The organism is Coprobacter sp., assembly GCF_982436375.1.
This window is the reverse complement of sequence record NZ_CEWDCG010000048.1, coordinates 1-16516: the sequence shown is the minus strand read 5'-3', so window position 1 is coordinate 16516 and position 16516 is coordinate 1. Positions and strand designations below refer to the sequence as shown.

Below are 16516 nucleotides of genomic sequence, written 5' to 3'. Positions count from 1 at the left end.
GAATATAACCAAAATTACAGATTTACAAAATATTTATTATACCGATCTTTTCATTTTCATTTAGAACCTGTCGTAAATTTTCCGATCAAAACATACCTTCAAACTTTTTGAATTTCTTTTCGGACTGCTCTCTCTAATCAATCATTCTCTTTACGATAATGATAAAACACGATTATAACGACAGTCGTCACAATCTCCGACAAAGGTAAAGTCAGCCATATTCCTTCAATTCCCAATAAGTCGGGTAATATAAGAAAACTCGGGATGAGAAATATAAAACCTCGTAATAAAGCGAACCACGTTGCCGGTCTCGCCCGTTCGACACTCTGGTAGTAACCGACAGCTGTTAAATTAAAAATAAAACATACAAATCCTATTGCAAAATAAGGAAAACCTTCGATTGCTATACGGGCTGCGACATTATCTTTATCAATAAAAAGACCTACCAAAAAATCCGGACAAGCCACAAATACGACCGTTACTACCACACCACATAAAACCGCCGTTAACAATGCTATTCTTACGGCTTCCGTCACTCGTTTTCTATATCCAAGGCCAAAGTTATAACTGATAATCGGCTGTGCCGACTGAGCAACAGCATTTCCGACCATAAACACAAAAGGAATATAGTAACAAGCAATACCAAACGCTCCTACACCATCGTCCCCCAAATAATGCATAAACACCTGATTGCCAACAAACATTAATACCGCTAATGTAGCTTCTCCTAATAAAGCCGAAGAACCTATGCGACATTGATAGCCAATGTTCCTGACAAATAAACGAAAGCTCTTTACACTCCACTTCAAAGGATACAGGCGTAACCGACGGGCAAAAAACAACAAATATAAAATAGCAATTATCCCACCCGAAATAATACTTATAGATGTTGCTAAAGCAGCACCCATTACTCCCCAACCGAAAGGAAAGATAAAAATCCAGTCAAGTACGACATTAATTACCGCTGTTACAAGACTACAAAACATCGCCAGTTTCGGTGCTCCGTCAAGACGGATAATAAACAAAGAAACAGCAATCCAAATTTGAAATATCCACGATGGTACAAACCAAAGCAAATAGTCTGTTACCATAGGGCGTAGATGTTCCGAAGCACCGAGTAAATAAGCCGTATCATCTGGAAATATCATCATTAAAAACGAAAGTAACGCTGCAATAATGGTAACAAAAAATAAAGCTTGCGTCACATTAATACGTGCCGTATTTTGTTTGCCTCGAGATAAATGTATAGAAGCGACAACCGAACAACCAGCACCGACCATCAATCCGACTCCGGTAAAGAACATCAATACCGGAATTAAAATATTAATAGCCGCAATGCCATCGCTGCCTACACCATGTCCGACAAATATACCGTCTATTGCCGTCACAGCAGACATACTCAACATGCCTAATAAAGTAGGGATGAAATACCTTCTGAATAGAGTAAACACATTTACTGTTTTCAAATCAATCGCATCTCTTTTCATAATATAGTAATTTTTACATTGTTGTTTACCTTCTCCTAAACAAAAAATACCGGATAAGTTGATTGGTTTTACCCAGTCATCTTATCCGGCATTCACTTGCCTCCGATGAGGATTACAAAACGCTCATTGGTTCTATTTTCGACCGCAAAGATGGATCAAATCTTTAAAATATTCAAATATCCCGACATTATTTTATAAGCATATTTACACTCTGTTCATATAGATAATTCAAAACAAGTCATTAAACAGTACTACTAAGAGCCAGTATATAAATCACTCATGCCAATTTACAACTTCTCCGATACGAGGTATTAAAACATCCAATGAATCTGCTTGCATATTTCGAGCATTTTTCAACGGCTCGTCCCAACGATGCTTCGACAACGCATATTTAGAATGGTGTACAGTCAATATTTTCTTTGCTTTCAAATTTTTTGCCGCACGAGACATATATTGAGGCATTAAATGAATATATTTCCAATCATCATTATATTGCCCATTTTCCAAAATCGCAAGATCTATATCCGGGAAACGTTCACCTATAACTTCAAAACGCGAATCATATCCACCGTCTCCTCCTATATAAATTTTTTGAGAAGGAGTTTCCAATAAAAATGAAGCCCATAACGTTCGATTCGGAGTAAGTCCCCGCCCCGAAAAATGGCGGGCAGGCAAACAATGGACTGTCAACCCGGGATCGAGAGATTCATTCTCATTCCAATCGAGCTCTACGATCTTCTTTTTATCAAATTTCCAATATTCAAAATGTTCTCCGACACCTAAAGCACAAATGACTTTCCCAATGCGAGGCCTCAATTCAACAATCGTTTTATAGTCTAAATGATCCCAATGATCATGTGTTATAATCAAATAATCGATATCCGGCATATCTTCAGGATAATAGACATCAGTTCCTTTAAAAGGTTTATTGATAAACGAAACAGGAGACGCGACATAGAAAACCGGATCGACAAGTATTCGTTTTCCTTCTAACTGCATGAAATAGGAAGAATGTCCAAACCAAATCAAAAAATCCGAATCTCTCTTTATATGCCGAATATCTGATTTGACGACCTGCAATGCCGCATCCGGTCTTAGTCCCGGATCTTTCTTAAAAAGAAAATTTATAAAACTCTTAATCCGATTTTCATCATTCGTCAACATCGGAGTTACACATTCATTTTTAAACTCTCCGTCCTTAAAATTAGGAGAACGTTCAATCCTAACCAATCGTTCCCCTCGCGGTAATCTTCCAAAGCTCGGTTGATTAAGGAACAAACAAACAAGAGCAAACAATACTATAATAACCGCCAATACTACCAATATCACCATAGCAATCTTACTTTTTTTCAAGATTTTCATACATCTATATTCATTTTCGAAACAAAAATACTTTGATTTGTGAATTTAAAAAGTACATAAATTACGGTTATTCATACCTTAATCACTGTTAGTAAGAATCTGTTTAAATTTTCCGATAAAAATTCTTTAAGTTTTTCTTCGGTAGGTATCTCCGTCTCTATGCATAACACAACCCGCTACACTTCTTATCTTAACAATAAAATCCCCAAAAACAGTTTTCCCCAAAACGTTTGTACAGAATTTAACAATCTCTTAGAACGAGCTCTAATATTATTTTACAATCAGTAAAAACAACATTTCTATTAAATACTTATCTTTGCCGACGCTCTCGAATTTCACAAATGCCTTTTAATTTATAAATATGGCAACAAAGATATCAAGACGGAAGAAAAAAAAAACATGCGGATCTAAAAAAAATATTCTGTACATCATTACAGCCGTAGCTGCAATATTTCTTATCAGTATCGGCGTTATATTCAAACGGTATGTATTAGATAAAGTCACAGATACTTCATTTTTTATATACATCGATGAAAACAGTTCTCTCGATAGTGTTACCGAAGACCTTCAAAAATATTTAGAAAAAAGTGATGTCAACAAAATAAGACGACTCTCTAAATTAAACGGATATACTCCATGGAATAAACCCGGAGCATATCGAATAGATCCGGAAATGAATGCAATCCGTATTTATCGTAAACTCTCTACCGGAAGCCAAACTCCGATAAGATTTACTTTTAACAATATTCGTACGAAAGATGATCTTGCCGAGACTATCGATAAACAACTAAAAATGGATAAACAGGAAGTCCTCGAATTATTAAACGATTCGGCTTTTTGTACAGACATGGGGTTCGACACATATACAATACCGGCACTTTTTCTTCCCGATTCCTATGAAGTTTACTGGACCATTGCACCTCGCAAACTAATGGAAAAAATGCGTCAAGAATATGACAAGTTCTGGACTGACGACCGTAGAATGCTTGCAACACAAATCGGCATCTCCCCGATCGAAGTATCGACTTTAGCTTCAATCGTAGAAGAAGAAACTAAAGTTCCGGACGAAATGAATATGGTAGCCGGACTATATTTAAACCGCTTAAAAAAAGGGATGCCTCTGCAAGCCGATCCCACTGTAAAATATGCAGTAGGAGATTTTTCGATACGGCGTATTCTCCATGAACACCTAACAGTCAACTCACCATATAACACATACAAAAATACCGGATTACCTCCCGGTCCTATACGCATTCCTTCAAAAGCCGCAATAAAAGCAGTTCTGAATTATCGTCACCATCCGTTTATATATATGTGCGCCAAGGAAGATTTTTCAGGACGGCACAATTTTGCGACAACATACGCAGAGCACCAAAATAATGCGATAAAATATCATAAAGCCCTAAACAAACGTAATATATTAAAATAAACTATTCATCAGGATAACCGCACAGTATACCAGAAACTTTGTAAACAGGCATATTGGCTTTTGTTTCACGTAAACGATTGCTTAGATCTTTAGAAAGGTTCTCTTTTATTTTATCATAAAGAGGATTTTCACTCAAATCATGTTTTTCACTGATATCATTCGCTAAATTATATAATTCTGTGCATCGTGTTTCATAATCAAATAATAACTTCCAATCTCCCTTTATAATAGCACTTGCCGGACGTCCGGCATCTCCAGTCCGTTCTCCCCAATCGTTCGGATAATGAAAATAAAGTGCCCTGTTTTTTTCTACCGCTCCTGATCTCAACAGTTTTACCATGCTGACTCCATCAACCCGCTGAGGAACAGAATAATTTTTTATCTGTGCCATCTCAAGTAACGTTGGAAAAAAATCTTCGATAATCACATTAGAACGATTAACACTATTCGGTTGAGTTACTCCCGGCCAATAAATTAACATCGGCTCTCGAATTCCTCCTTCATAAAGACTACCTTTTCCCGATCGTAAAGGAGCATTTCTGTTCGGCTCACGGTATGATGAAGAATACCCTCCATTATCAGACATGAAAATAATAATGGTACTTTCGGCAATCCCTTTTTCCTCAAATAAATCCATCATATCTCCTAAACTTTTATCCATTCCTTCTATCAAAGAGGCATATTGTGCTTCACGATCGCACATCCCCTTTTTTATATACTTATCATAAAAACGCATATCTTTCTCGAACGGAGCATGAACAGCATAATGAGATAAATACATAAAAAACGGGCGGTCCGATTCTAATGCCCGATTTACTAATTTTTTTGCCTCCATAGTCAATGCTTCGGTAAGAAATATGTTTTCTTTACAATAATAATCTATGTTAGGCATCGGTACTTGCCATATCTCCGCATCTTCTCGATCAGCTCCATATCCCCGACATCCTGAATAACTCCCCATCGCTCCGGCTGCATGTCCCCCTATATTGACATCAAAACCACAAGTCAACGGATCAGCAGCCGTGGTTGTTCGAGAAGCAAAATGGGCTTTACCTACAATATAAGTCTGGTAACCGTTTTCTTTCAGAATCTGAGGTAACATTTTAGCATAAAACATGTGGGAATAATTTTGAACGACAGCGTTTGACGGACATATTCCATTCCAATTCCACTCAAAATCAAAATATTCATTATTTCCATCGGTAGGAGTATCATAATGCAATGTCCAGTTCGAAACTTTATGCTGCAAAACATTCGCCCCCGTCATAAGGCTGCATCTTGAAGGCGAGCTAACCGATGCCGCATAAGCATTCGTAAACTTCACACCCATTCTTGCAAGTCGCTCCATATTAGGAGTTTCATATAAATTATTAAAAAGAGTTTTTTCATCAGCAAAAGGCACCGATGTATCTTGCCATCCCATATCATCTACCATAAAAAAAAGAATATTAGGTTGTTTAGTTGCTGACAACGACACAATAGGTTGCAATAACGAAAAGAAAGAAATCCCGGTACAGGCTAAACTTTTAAATTTCATAGTATCACATTTTTTAGATTTTAATCTTGAAGTTCCAAATTCAAAACAAACTCTGCTTTTCCTAAAAACATATCATTGTTCCGAACACAGAATGATTTACGAAAATATGTAAATTCATCCGATAATACAATATTTCGATAAATATTTTCTTATATTTGCAACTAAATCATAACAAAAAGAATCTTCACAGGATTATCAGATATCTTTTTGAAAGAAACACACATAAATTTACAAGTCTAATAACCGTCAAAGTATAAAAGAATGAACAAACATCTATTTTTAGGAGACGAAGCTATTGCCCAAGGCGCACTCGATGCAGGTCTTTCGGGAGTTTATGCATATCCCGGTACTCCTTCTACCGAAATAACCGAATATATACAAATTTCTCCTGAAGCAAAAAACAATACGATACATACCCGCTGGTGTACGAATGAAAAAACCGCTATGGAAGCAGCTTTGGGTATGTCTTATATAGGTAAACGGGCGTTAGTTTGTATGAAACATGTCGGAATGAACGTTGCCGCCGATGCGTTTATCAATGCCGGAATGACCGGAGTCAATGGTGGACTCATTGTCGTAGCAGCAGATGATCCGTCCATGCATTCATCTCAAAATGAACAAGATTCTCGTTTTTATGGAAACTTTGCATTTGTTCCGATGTTCGAGCCTTCCAACCAACAAGAAGCATACGACATGATGGCAGCAGGGTTCGGTCTATCTGAAAAATTCAAAATTCCGGTGTTGTTGAGAATTACCACCCGACTGGCACATTCTCGTGCAGGTGTAACGACAACATTGAAAATAAAAGATCAAAACGAGATTTCGTTTCCTGATAATACCGGACAATTTATCTTATTACCTGCAAACTCCAGACGTCGTTTCAGAACGTTGTTAAACGAACAAAAAGACTTTACAGAAGCGTCTGAAAACTCATCTTTCAACCGTTATATCGATGGTCCGAACAAAAAAATGGGAATCATCGCCTGCGGTATAGCCTATAATTATTTAATGGAGAATTACCCTGAGGGATGCGATTATCCGGTTGTCAAACTATCTCAATATCCGTTACCGTTGAAAATGTTACAAAAATTATTCGACACATGTGATGAGATATTGGTTTTGGAAGATGGGTATGCATTCGTTGAGGAAAAAATAAAAGGTATTATTCCGTCTAAAATAATAAAGGGGAAACTTGACGGAACACTGAATCGTGACGGAGAATTAAATCCCGATCGTGTAGCAAAAGCTTTAGGACTGAAATCAGGTGCAGAGTTTGAAATACCGAATATTGTAGCCATGCGTCCACCAGCTCTTTGTCAAGGATGTGGACACCGTGACATGTATGAAGCGCTCAATAATGTAGCCAAAACATATAAAAATGCCCGGATATTCAGCGATATAGGATGTTATACATTAGGAGCGTTACCGCCTTTCAGAGCTATACATTCATGTGTAGATATGGGAGCATCCATCACTATGGCTAAAGGTGCCGCTGACGGAGGATTATTTCCGGCTATTGCCGTAATCGGGGACTCGACATTCACGCATTCGGGAATTACCGGATTACTTGACTGCGTCAATGAAAATGCAAACGTCACGATCGTCATATCCGATAATGAAACTACTGCCATGACCGGAGGACAAGATTCTGCCGGAACAGGGAAAATAGAGGCTATATGCAAAGGTATAGGCGTTGCTCCGGAACACATTCGCGTACTTATTCCTCTAAAAAAGAATATGGAAGAAATGGAACGGACTATACGGGAAGAAATAGAATATAAGGGTGTTTCGGTATTAATTCCTCGTCGAGAATGTATCCAGACTTTAAGTAGAAAAAAACGTCAAAAATAAAATCCGACAAATATGAAAACAGATATAATTCTTTCGGGTGTAGGCGGTCAAGGTATTCTATCTATCGCTGCAGTAATCGGTGAAGCCGCTATACATAACGGACTATATATGAAACAAGCTGAAGTTCACGGCATGAGTCAACGAGGAGGCGACGTACAATCTAATTTACGTATTTCGGATAAACCCATAGCATCAGACCTCATTCCTTTAGGGAAAGCAGATCTCATCATTTCTCTCGAACCGATGGAGGCTTTACGTTATCTTCCGTATCTTGCCAAAGACGGTTGGATTGTAACTAATTCAACACCGTTCATCAATATCCCGAACTATCCAGAACCGGAAGATGTCATAAAAGAAATTAATAAAATGCCCCATAAAATCATTTTAGACGTAGATACGATTGCAAAAGAAAGCGGTTCGCCCAGAACAGCCAATATAGTCATGTTAGGTGCAGCTTCTCCATTTTTAGGTATCCCCTACGAACAAATAGAAACCGGAATACGGGACATATTCGGACGTAAGGGAGAGCATATAGTAGAAATGAATCTTAAGGCATTGGAGGCTGGTAGAAAAGTTGCGGATCAGTTGAAATAATCAATAAATATTGACAATAAAAAGCGTGTTTATCCTATTTATTAGGGAGAGACACGCTTTCAATTTTATATTATCCCATACAAATCGTATATTTGCCGATAAATAAAAATAAAAATGACAATAGGAATTATAGTTGCCATGCTATCGGAATTAGCATGTATAAAAGATTTGCTTACCGACTGTCGGGAAGAATCGAACGAAGGAGCAATTTTTTATATAGGAAAACGTGGAAATCATACTCTCATTTTAACACAAAGCGGCATAGGCAAAGTCTGCTCTGCGACAAGAACTCTGAATATGATATATCATTATCATCCAGACTGTATATTGAATACAGGTGTTGCCGGGGGTATAGATATATCGACCCAAGTTTTTGACATCGTAACCGGGAAAGAAATCGTTTATCACGATGTATGGTGCGGAGAAGAAAACGAACCTGGACAAATTCCTGAATATCCCGCCCGTTTCTATTCCGATCCCGAACTGCTGAAAAAAGCCTTATCTCTACAAACGTCAACACGAATATACAGCGGTCTAATATGTAGCGGGGATCAATTTATTACCACCCGTAAAGAATTAGACAAAATAAAAGCTACTTTTCCAAACGGTCTTGCTGTAGATATGGAATCAGCTTCTATTGCACATGTTTGTTACATGAATAAAATACCGTTCTTGAGTTTCCGCATCATCAGCGATACTCCCGGAATAGAAGACCATACGACTCAATACAATCGCTTTTGGGAAGAAGCTCCTCAAAAATCATTCGAAATAATAAAACAATTAATTGATATATTATAAAAACAATTATGAAAAAAATACCCAGCTTTACAATAGATCATATCCATTTATTACGCGGCATTTATGTTTCACGAAAAGACCATATAGAAGATCACACGATAACTACATTCGATATACGAATGAAAGAACCGAACCGTGAACCGGCACTCGGATATGGAGCTTTACACACAATCGAACATCTGGCTGCAACTTATTTAAGAAACCACAGTATATGGGGAGAGAAAATCGTATTTTGGGGACCCATGGGATGCTGTACTGGAAATTATTTTTTGGTACAAGGAGATTTAGAATCAAAAGATATTGTCGAACTTATGCGTGAAACATTTCGGTTTATACGAGACTTCGAAGGCAAAATTCCGGGAGCTGCACCTCAAGATTGTGGAAATTATCTGTTACACGACCTTCCTATGGCCAAATATGAAGCAGATAAATACTTGAAAGAGGTTCTGGACATTATAGAAGAAAAAAATCTTGTATATCCGAGTATTAAAGAATAAATGAGTTATAGGAGCGGCCGTTGCGATATCCAATATTATTCATTCGACAAATGAAGACGGATAAACAGACTGAAAAGAGACTTAAAAATAGAAACAAAAGACTTTTCTTTTCCAATCTTAACCATCTGGACAATTTGTCTATAATCCTTCTATATGTGTTTTCGAAGAAGAATTGTTATTCTCTAAATATTCACGCTTAAAAATATCGGCACAAAGGAGGAATATAGATAACAATAGCGGACCGAAAATAACTCCCATAAAACCAAATAACGGAAGGCCTATAATAACTCCGAATATTGTTATCAACGGATGTATATCTGCCATTTTTTTCTGAATAACAAAACGTATCAGATTATCGACATGTGTAATAATAAGTGCTGCATAAATCAATAATCCTACGGCATCCCACCAATTTCCTATAATGGCAAAATAAATAACTAAAGGTAACCAGATCAATGCCGTTCCTACAATAGGAATCACTGTTGCAAAACATGTCAATATTCCCCATAACAATAAATCAGGAACATCGAATATATAATATCCCAACATGGCTACTGCTCCCTGTATCACAGCTAATAAAGGAATACCTATGGCATTGGATTTTACTACCATATTTACATCATGCAAAATTGTCAATTTATTCTTTTCTGTAAAAGGGAGTATATCCATTATATAATTTTCCATTTTGTCATTTCCCAATAACATGAAATAAAGGACAAAAATCAAAACAAAAATATTCAGTGCCAAACTTGTAATTCCTCCCATTAACATCTGACCGACTTGAGGAGCCCATGATATTACAGATTTTAAATTATCTGTATTCAAAATATCATAACCTATCTTTTGCTTTATCAATACGGATATTTGTTCTACCGGTGCAAGTACCACCTGAGGATCAAGATTGATATGCTGCACTTTCATTATCAAAAACCAAACAACGAGAGAGATCGGGATCAAAAAACAAAGTACGGTTTCCATGATTAAAAGAAATGCGGCAATAGAACGTTTCATCTTTCTCTTTTCAACAAGATGTCTCATCTGATTCCTAATCAACGCATATATAGTGCATGCTCCTAACAAACCACCTAAAAAAGGAATAAGTTCGAAAAAAATAACAATGCCCAAACCCAGAATCAGGATAATAATCGAATACTTAAAATATTGTTCTTTTAAACTCATAATCTAACCGCAGTTTCTAAATTACCGACTCATTATTTAACGGTTTAACAAAGTAAATGTTTAGAATTAGATAAGAAAAAAGATATTACAATAATATCCAACATAAAAGATCTGTCTAACAAGCTTAGTCAAGAGTTTTTTTGTTAAAGGTATAATACTTTTCAACTGATTTACCAATTGGATACTCTACGAGCAAGTTAAACTGAACATAACATACAAATATTGACAGAGAACACCAATTCATAACCAACTATAAAATCAAAAAGGAATCATCAAATCGGTATGAAGTATAATCTCAATTCGTTTAAACAAAGCCGTACGAGATCTTTTGACGAGTAAAACGAAGAAGTAAAAGACTCTCAGAACTCGAAATCATCTCTAGACATATTAAAGGTCCAGAAATTTAGATCAAAAAAAAAAATAGAAAGTGTCGGGCTGGAGTTGAGGATAAAAATTTGTACATAAACTGAGAAAATTGGTGGCCTTAAACTCTACCAAACTATTTTCTTATATTTTCTTCTCGAAAACATATGCGTTCTTTTAAACGGAATATCGCACATAGTAACATTGTGTATTTTCATAAATCTTAAAGCCGGTCCAAATTTTCCAATAAAAAATATTATCAAGTCTTTTTGCATTTTCTTCCGCTCTATAACGGTATCGGTATGATTTTCTCTCCCTTGAAAGGGGCGTTAATCATTCTTGTGTATTTCTCTCAAACTTTGCCCGATCAAAACTTAGGCTGCTTCTTAAAAACAGGTTTTGATAAAAAAAAGAGACTACCTAACTTTTGTACTGCACCCCAAAAGTTAGACACAAAACTTTTGGGGTGCAGTACATGTGACAGTTGCGGGTACGCCTCTTTCAGGCGGAAGGTAAAATCATTGAAACAGGCGTTCGTATTCTGGATAATAATGTCCCACTCTTCTTTTTTCAAGTGCATAGCCCCCTGCGAGTTCTGGCTTTTCATAAGAATCGGTACGGTCAGGGCATTTAAACGCTTGTAATACTCTAAACTCTGATTGAGAGAATCTATTTCAATAGACTCTCGTTCATGCCTTTCATGCAGGTATTTGATTTCAGCCTCCCGCCGACTATTCCGGAGCTTAACCACAGCCAATTTCTTCTCTTTAAGAAGGAGCTCTACTTTTTTCTTGGCATGCTTGACACGGAACACAAAAGATATGACTAAAATAAGAAGCAACGAAAGAATAATAGCGAGCCTGTAATAGGCCAGTTCGCGCTCGGAAAGTTCCATGTTCATCTGGTCGATTCTTTTCCGCTGTCGCTCGTGTTCCTGAAACGCATTAAGATTGCTGATGTATCCCACCTTGTTGTTCATCTCGAGCGAATCCCTGCAACGAATACTTTTTTCTGCATATTCATAGGCGGCCTGAAATTCTTTCTTCTCTTTTTTCATCAAAGACATTAAAAAAAAATATCATATTTGTCTTTCAACGGAAGGCTTTCAATGTTTTTCATAAAGACGCTCTCAGCATCCTTGTAACGTCTCATTTTCATATATATACTCCCTTTGACTATGTTACAAGAACGCTCCAATTCATAAGGGTGCGCATATCGCAGGGCGGCATCAATATAGAAAAGAGCTGTATCTGGCACGTTCATACCCAAATATACCCGCGCCAAGTCTTTATTGTATTCGGCCCTCAAGATATTGTTATTTTTCGGTAATAGGACAAGAGCCTTGTCAAGATAGTCTTTTGCCTGTGAAAATTGATTCTCATCAATACGAAGTTCTGCAAACTTGTGTAGAGCTTCGGCCATATAAACAGAATCACGCAGTTCGCCCGCTATGTAGAGAGCTCTTTCCAAAAATATTTCCTCCATGTCGTACATCATTTTAAAATGATAAATACGGGCTTCACCTATCTTGATGTTGAAAAGCGTCCGAATTTCTTTTCCCACGAACTTTTCAGCCTGATTATAGCTACTATTGGCCCGTAAAAAAGCATAATTATCGAAATGTATCCTTCCCAAATAATAGTATAATAGGCATAGGCGTACAGAATCACGTTCTTCTGTGAAATGAGCTAGTGAAAGATTCGACTTGTCTATGGGTATTTGAATACTATCGGAGGAAAGCACCTTGGCCTTAAACAACAGAAAATAGTAAAGGGCCTTATCAGCCTCCTTAAAGGATGCCGTATCTATATCAAGTATTTCTCTTAGAGTTTTTTCGGGCATTATCTCCAAAGAGTTCTCCAACGACAATAGCGAAGGGTTATAAACGCTATTGTCTCGACGTCCACATGAAAATAAACATACTACTATTATTATGATAATATATATTCTCAACTTCATATTTTCAAGTTTTTAATATTTCTTTCTTCGGACAGTACGGATCAACAAAAGCAGAGGTGTCATGACGTGCATCACCGCCAAGAAAAAAATAATAAACAAATATTATATAAATAGCAAATCAACATGCACTCTCTTTCACTAGTTTCGCAAAAGAGAAATAAATCGCATGTCTACTGTTCGATTCGGTTGCAAAGGAAACATGATTTACACAGAAAAACAATTTTACATATGTACATCGTACTATATTTAATACACTGGTATATCGGTTTTTATCTATTTTATAAGATGTACATATTATTTTCGACCGGATAGAAGCGAATATAGTAATCCCATTTTGATACGGAAGGGGTTGTTTCTGAAAGAGTATCCGTATATACGATTTTATATGGGCGATAAAAATCCGACTGTTGTTGTTCAGCGGAGAAGGGATTTGTTTCAGAGTTTATTCGTATAAGGATATTTTCCCTAATTAATAAAGAGAAAGCAGATGTATAGCATGTGCAAGAAAGCTTACTCAAGAAAAACAGGCTTTATAAGGGTGCAGGCCCACACCAACAAAGAAAGTCATTTTTCTCCCGGACAATTGAATACTTGTCCAAAACCACATTGTAATTTCAACTGACAAGTTAACAGCAAAAAAATAGGATAATCAATGATTTGCATCGATAGAGCCCAACTCATTGAAGAAACGACCCTGCCTAAATTACACTATATTCGTTTCGAGCTTATCGATCGAAGTTATAACGGGAGAAATAAAAGCTTTGTCAAATGACACTTCAGAATAGAAAATAGTCCTTTTATCATTTATCAAAAAGGGGTATTACAGCCAAATTTTCGACCTTTTAACAACTATATAATAACGCATTAAGAGCTATCTAAATCTTACAATAAAAAAATATTATCAGGTCATTTTCACGTTTTCTTTCGATTTGTTTTGTCGTTTTTACTCGTTAGACAACTCGTATCCTCCTCGTAAAAACGACAAAATATCTTCAAAAGAAATTTTTAAAACTAATCTGAGCAAAGTTTAAACAGGCTCTTACTCACTTATCAATTTAATAGATGCACTTTTTATTCCAGGTGATGATGCTTCAAAAATAATTGTACCGGCCTTCGATATTGTTTGCACAATTGCAGTCAATTGACCGCTGAAAAGCTTCATCTCCGGTTTCTGAAATGACTCGAGACTTGCCGGATTACCGTTAGCCGCAGCACGAAAAACACCTGCACCTTTTACTCTGAACTTAATTTTAGACGTAGCATCCGGACAAAAATTTCCATCTTTATCTACAACTTTTACATTAATAAAAGATAGATCTTCTCCATCTGCCGCCAAACGATCTCGATCTGCCGTTAGCACTAAATGGTGTGGTTTCCCTGCCGTATGTACTTCTTTTTCGGCAACAGCTTTTCCTTCATTATCATAAGCAACCACTTTAACCGTTCCCGGTTCATAACGAGTATCCATCCACATTAACCGATATCGTTTCTGCCGTTCGAAACTTTTTTGAGCGGCATCTGTATAAGTACTGTCTATACCGATACTCAGGTCTTTTGTTCTTTTCCCCTGACTCTTTCCATTAATGAATAATTCGGCCGAAGGATAATTAGTATATACAAATACCGGCGTGATTTCTCCCTCACGTCCTTTCCACGTCCAATGAGGCAATATATGTAAAGTCTCTTCTTCCCTATTCCAATGACTCCGATAAAGATAAAAACGGTCTTTGGGAATACCTGCCAAATCTATAATTCCGAAAAGAGAACTATGGCTAGGCCAATCTGTATAATAAGGAGTCGGTTCTCCCAAATAATCGAAACCTGTCCAAACGAATTCTCCTATACAATAAGGAAGATCTTCATGTTGTATAAAGTCATCTTCCGGAAGGTTAGACCAACCGCAATGCTCTACATCATAAGACGAACTTTGATGGTCTTCATAGCGCTGCATCGCCTTTCGCTCTACTGGGAATTTATACACACCTCGAGAACTGACAGTTGAAGCCGTTTCGCTTCCTAAAATAATTCCCTGAGGCAATTTTTTATAATTAACCTGATAGCGGAAAGGGCGATAATTAAATCCGGCAACATCCATTACTGCAGCAAAATTATTATTTACTACTGCATCAGGAGCATCCATACCCTGAGTTACCGGACGAGACGGATCTTCACGATGACAAATATCCTGCAATCGTTTAGCAATTTTACAATCACCTTCAGTCCATTGATTAGGAACTTCATTTCCGATGCACCACATAACGACACTCGGATTATTACGATAATTCCATATCAGATTTACCAGATCTTTTTCCGCCCATTCATCAAAAAAAAGATTATACCCGTTTTTACACTTAGGAGTATTCCACTCGTCAAAGCTCTCTACCATAAGCATCATACCCATTTCATCACAAGCTTTTACCAACTCTGGAGCCGGCATGTTATGAGAAGTTCTTATTGCATTACACCCCATATCTTTTAACAGTCGTATTTGACGACGAATGGCAGCATCATTCACCGCTGCTCCCAATGGACCTAAATCATGATGATTGCAGACTCCTTTAAAAACAGTTTTTTCTCCATTTAGAAAAAATCCTTTCTCCGGAATTATTTCTATCGAACGAATTCCGAATGGAGTACTATACTGGTCTTTCAATGTAGTTCCTTCATATAAAAACGTTTTAGCAGTATATAAAACCGGCTGATCAAGAGACCACAAAACAGGATTCTTAACAACTATTTCCTGTGAAATATCTCCATACAGTAAAGAGGTAAGCGAAGTTTTAGTTTTTTGTATTTCCTTATGCGACGAATCAAAGATAACTGTTTCTATTGTATAAAGTCCTGGATCGGCATTTTCCGGCAAACAGACTTTTGTACGGATATTAACTTTTGCAAAGTCTTCACGAATAACCGGAGTCGTTATATAAGTACCCCAAACCGGAATATATGCATCTGACGTCGTTATAATATGAACATTGCGGTATAATCCTGCCCCCGGATACCAACGGGACGATTCCGGTAAATTTTCTAAACGAACGGCCAACACATTTTTCTTACCCGAAAGCAAATAAGGAGAAATGTTGAAATAAAACGAATTGTAGCCGTTAGGCCACTCTCCGACTTTCTGTCCATTAATATAAACATTCGCCTGACTCATCGCACCATCGAATAAAATAAAAGACTGTCTATCTGGAGCGAAATCGGGAAGTTCAAATTCGATTCTATACCAGCCTACTCCGACAAAAGGTAAACCTCCAGTCCTACCGGCATGTTCCAGCGCTTCCTTTTGCCCATCTTGTGTAATCGCTACATTTTGCTTATCATTTTGAGAGCTGAACGGACCGTATATAGCCCAATCATGAGGAACGACTACAGGCTGCCATGCACGATCGTCAAAATCAGGATCGACAAACTCCGGATTATCGTCTCGGGTAAATTTCCATCCCTCCTTTAACAAAAC

General features: G+C 37.2%; 12 protein-coding genes. 5 read left to right on the top strand and 7 right to left on the bottom strand.

Features of this window, described 5'->3' with window-relative positions; genetic code table 11:
* Positions 1 to 137: 137 nt before the first annotated feature.
* Positions 138 to 1487, bottom strand: coding sequence for an MATE family efflux transporter (locus AC1WHX_RS04540; RefSeq protein ID WP_302545111.1), 1350 nt, complete (start codon positions 1485 to 1487; stop codon positions 138 to 140).
* A gap of 273 nt (positions 1488 to 1760) precedes the next feature.
* Positions 1761 to 2849, bottom strand: coding sequence for an MBL fold metallo-hydrolase (locus AC1WHX_RS04535; RefSeq protein ID WP_302545110.1), 1089 nt, complete (start codon positions 2847 to 2849; stop codon positions 1761 to 1763).
* A 361-nt stretch (positions 2850 to 3210) separates the two neighbouring features.
* Here AC1WHX_RS04535 and mltG point away from each other — a divergent pair, with 361 nt between their 5' ends.
* Complete coding sequence (mltG, locus tag AC1WHX_RS04530; RefSeq protein WP_009316887.1) at positions 3211 to 4278, top strand: endolytic transglycosylase MltG; 1068 nt, start codon at positions 3211 to 3213, stop codon at positions 4276 to 4278.
* 1 nt (position 4279) lies between these two features.
* Here mltG and AC1WHX_RS04525 read toward each other — a convergent pair whose 3' ends face one another.
* On the bottom strand, positions 4280 to 5815 hold the full coding sequence (locus AC1WHX_RS04525; protein ID WP_302545109.1) for a sulfatase: 1536 nt from the start codon (positions 5813 to 5815) through the stop codon (positions 4280 to 4282).
* A 261-nt stretch (positions 5816 to 6076) separates the two neighbouring features.
* Here AC1WHX_RS04525 and AC1WHX_RS04520 point away from each other — a divergent pair, with 261 nt between their 5' ends.
* The 4 genes from AC1WHX_RS04520 to AC1WHX_RS04505 all read left to right on the top strand — a co-directional run bounded on the left by AC1WHX_RS04520 (position 6077) and on the right by AC1WHX_RS04505 (position 9555).
* Positions 6077 to 7666: a thiamine pyrophosphate-dependent enzyme gene (locus AC1WHX_RS04520; RefSeq protein WP_009316885.1), complete on the top strand. Its 1590-nt coding sequence runs from the start codon at positions 6077 to 6079 to the stop codon at positions 7664 to 7666.
* Between the two features lie 12 nt (positions 7667 to 7678).
* Positions 7679 to 8260 carry an indolepyruvate oxidoreductase subunit beta gene (locus AC1WHX_RS04515; RefSeq protein ID WP_022599353.1) on the top strand — a complete coding sequence of 194 codons (582 nt, stop codon included), beginning with the start codon at positions 7679 to 7681 and terminating at the stop codon, positions 8258 to 8260.
* A 114-nt stretch (positions 8261 to 8374) separates the two neighbouring features.
* Positions 8375 to 9058 (top strand): 5'-methylthioadenosine/adenosylhomocysteine nucleosidase, encoded by a 684-nt coding sequence (locus AC1WHX_RS04510; RefSeq protein ID WP_302545108.1) that lies wholly within the window; start codon positions 8375 to 8377, stop codon positions 9056 to 9058.
* Between the two features lie 8 nt (positions 9059 to 9066).
* The gene (locus AC1WHX_RS04505; protein ID WP_303115446.1) at positions 9067 to 9555 is read left to right on the top strand and encodes an S-ribosylhomocysteine lyase; all 489 of its coding nucleotides are present in this window, start codon (positions 9067 to 9069) and stop codon (positions 9553 to 9555) included.
* Between the two features lie 138 nt (positions 9556 to 9693).
* Here AC1WHX_RS04505 and AC1WHX_RS04500 read toward each other — a convergent pair whose 3' ends face one another.
* The 4 genes from AC1WHX_RS04500 to galB all read right to left on the bottom strand — a co-directional run.
* On the bottom strand, positions 9694 to 10734 hold the full coding sequence (locus AC1WHX_RS04500; RefSeq protein ID WP_302545106.1) for an AI-2E family transporter: 1041 nt from the start codon (positions 10732 to 10734) through the stop codon (positions 9694 to 9696).
* Positions 10735 to 11464: 730 nt separating this feature from the next.
* Entirely contained in the window at positions 11465 to 12154 is a 690-nt protein-coding gene (locus AC1WHX_RS04495; RefSeq protein ID WP_302545105.1) for a hypothetical protein, read from the bottom strand.
* Positions 12155 to 12162: 8 nt separating this feature from the next.
* Entirely contained in the window at positions 12163 to 13056 is an 894-nt protein-coding gene (locus AC1WHX_RS04490) for a tetratricopeptide repeat protein (protein WP_302546935.1), read from the bottom strand.
* A 1039-nt stretch (positions 13057 to 14095) separates the two neighbouring features.
* Positions 14096 to 16516: beta-galactosidase GalB (galB, locus tag AC1WHX_RS04485; protein ID WP_481228900.1), on the bottom strand; the 2421-nt coding region annotated here is incomplete at its 5' end.